We start from the raw sequence: 2,023 nt of genomic DNA, 5'->3' as shown, positions 1-2,023 counted from the left end.
ATGTCGAGCGCGAGCGCCCCCTCACCATGGCAGCGGAATGAGGCTGAGCCTATGAATCATGAACCAGCCGCCGTCGATCCCGCGCTGGTCGCCAGGATCGAGGCCAGCTTCGGCAAGCAGGCCTTCATGACGACGCTCGGCGCGCGGCTTGTGCGGATCGACGGCGACCGGTTCATGCTTCATAGGCTCAGCCTCATTCCGCTGCCATGGTGAGGGGGCGCTCGCGCTCGACATGGGCGATGGCGGCGCGCAGATCGGCGATGCCGGCTGCGGCGCCGACGCAATGCTCGGCGAGATGACGGCGGAACAGGCGCGAACCGCGCCTTCCCGGGAAAAGCCCGACGAGGTGGCGGGTGAAGGCGTGGAGGCGCCCGCCCCGCTCCAGATGCGCGGCGATGAAAGGCTCGAGCGCTTCCAGCATCTCGAAGGCATCGGCGACGGGCGCCGTCTCGCCGAACAGCAGCGGATCGACCTGAAGCAGCACTTCCGGGTTCTGATAGGCCTCGCGGCCGAGCATGACGCCGTCGACGTGGTCGAGATGCGGCAGCCATTCGGAGGGCGCGCGAATGCCGCCATTCAGCGAAATCGGCAGATCCGGGTTGGCGGCCTTCAGCCGGTAGGCACGATCATAGTCGAGCGGCGGAACCTCGCGGTTCTCCTTGGGCGAAAGCCCCTGCAGCCAGGCCTTGCGCGCATGCACGATGAGCGCGTCGACATCGGCCGCGCGCACCGCAGCGGTCAGGGCATCGAGCGCCGCTTCCGGATCCTGATCGTCGACGCCGATCCGGCACTTCACCGTCACGGGGATCGAGACGGCCGCCTTCATCGCCGCCACGCAGTCGCCGACCAGCGCCGGCTCGCGCATCAGGCAGGCACCGAAGGCCCCGCCCTGGACCCGGTCGGAAGGGCAGCCGCAGTTCAGGTTGATCTCGTCATAGCCGAAATCGGAGCCAATCCGCGCCGCCTGCGCCAGCAGGGCCGGATCGTTGCCGCCGAGCTGCAGCGCGACGGGATGTTCGAAGGCGTCGAAACCGATCAGCCGCTGCCGATCGCCGCGGATGACCGCCTGCGCCGTCACCATCTCGGTATAGAGCCGGGCACGGCGCGACATGAGGCGATGGACCACTCGGCAATGCCGATCAGTCCACTCCATCATGGGCGCCACCGAAAATCTATGTATTTGATTCTGCTTCATTTTTCAGTTCTATAACCGTCATGCGCACGATGTGCGCTGGCGATGTTACGCCATGAGGCGGTGTCCTTCGCGGGCTTCCGTATCGCGGCACAGGCCGAGCCCGTGCGCTTCGGGGAGCTTCACTACCCTAAAATCCGGCATTTGCAGAGCTTGGAATGCCGACGCCCGTCAAAGCTCGGCACGGAGTTCGGCATAGATGCTCTCGGAAAACGCCTTCCCCGGCCGGCGTTGAACTACCTAACCGTCCCGTGAAAAACGATCAGTGCATTCGCGATTCATGAAAACCGATAGCTTCAAAGACAAATCGTCGAAAATGGAGCCGTCGCCCTGAAATCCGATCTCGGGAACGCAGCGAGCGACGGCAGCGCCATTTCAGGCGAGTTCGGCCGCGCCGATCTGGTTGAGGAGGGCAAGGCGCTCGGCCGGGCCGGCGGCGTTCGGACCGAGCGCCGCCTCGATCAACCCGGTGAGCTGCTGCAAGGCGGCCTCCGCTACGTCGACCGGAAGCGGGCGGCGATCATAGGCTTCGGCGAAACGGCCGGCGAGATCGGCGAGCAGGCGCAGCAGCGCGACATGCTCCGGCTCGGTGGCGCGAAGCTCGAGGGCGCGGCTCTGGAATTCGAGATAGGTGTTCATGCTGCCCTTCTGCTGGAGCAGCCAGTTCAACAGCTCGTTCATATTCCTCTCCGGGTAAGCACCGTCCGCAGAAGCGGCGGCCGGTCGTTCAGGGGCGCGGCGATCCAGCGGTTTTCGGCCGTGACGGCGCGGTCATCGCCTCGATCTTCAAGAGCTCGTCGAGCTCGGCGCGGCTGAGCAAGCCTTCCTCGA

The 2,023-nt window shown here is 65.6% G+C and carries 3 protein-coding genes; 1 reads left to right on the top strand and 2 read right to left on the bottom strand.

Annotation, left to right across the window (positions count from 1 at the left end; genetic code table 11):
• Positions 1-51 precede the first annotated feature (51 nt).
• Positions 52-213, top strand: a complete 162-nt coding sequence (locus V6M48_RS01775; protein ID WP_332810805.1) for a hypothetical protein — start codon at positions 52-54, stop codon at positions 211-213.
• On the opposite strand, the gene dusA is transcribed toward V6M48_RS01775, so the two are convergent.
• Together dusA and V6M48_RS01765 are read right to left on the bottom strand one after the other, a co-directional pair.
• Positions 194-1,195 carry a tRNA dihydrouridine(20/20a) synthase DusA gene (gene dusA, locus V6M48_RS01770; RefSeq protein ID WP_332810804.1) on the bottom strand — a complete coding sequence of 334 codons (1,002 nt, stop codon included), beginning with the start codon at positions 1,193-1,195 and terminating at the stop codon, positions 194-196. The genes V6M48_RS01775 and dusA overlap by 20 nt on opposite strands.
• A gap of 372 nt (positions 1,196-1,567) precedes the next feature.
• Positions 1,568-1,873, bottom strand: coding sequence for a hypothetical protein (locus V6M48_RS01765; protein ID WP_332810803.1), 306 nt, complete (start codon positions 1,871-1,873; stop codon positions 1,568-1,570).
• Positions 1,874-2,023 lie beyond the last annotated feature (150 nt).

This window comes from Sphingomonas sp. (assembly GCF_036677245.1).
In the GTDB taxonomy this organism is placed as follows: Bacteria; Pseudomonadota; Alphaproteobacteria; order Sphingomonadales; family Sphingomonadaceae; genus Allosphingosinicella.
Note: the sequence above shows the minus strand (reverse complement) of the source record. Positions and strands in the feature narration are given on the sequence as shown.

What these genes read in the sequence shown, in the direction of transcription:
- V6M48_RS01775 (WP_332810805.1), top strand. Translation starts at nt 52, where the DNA reads ATGAATCATGAACCAGCCGCCGTCGATCCCGCGCTGGTCGCCAGGATC.
- dusA (WP_332810804.1), bottom strand. Translation starts at nt 1,195, where the DNA reads ATGAAGCAGAATCAAATACATAGATTTTCGGTGGCGCCCATGATGGAG.
- V6M48_RS01765 (WP_332810803.1), bottom strand. Translation starts at nt 1,873, where the DNA reads ATGAACGAGCTGTTGAACTGGCTGCTCCAGCAGAAGGGCAGCATGAAC.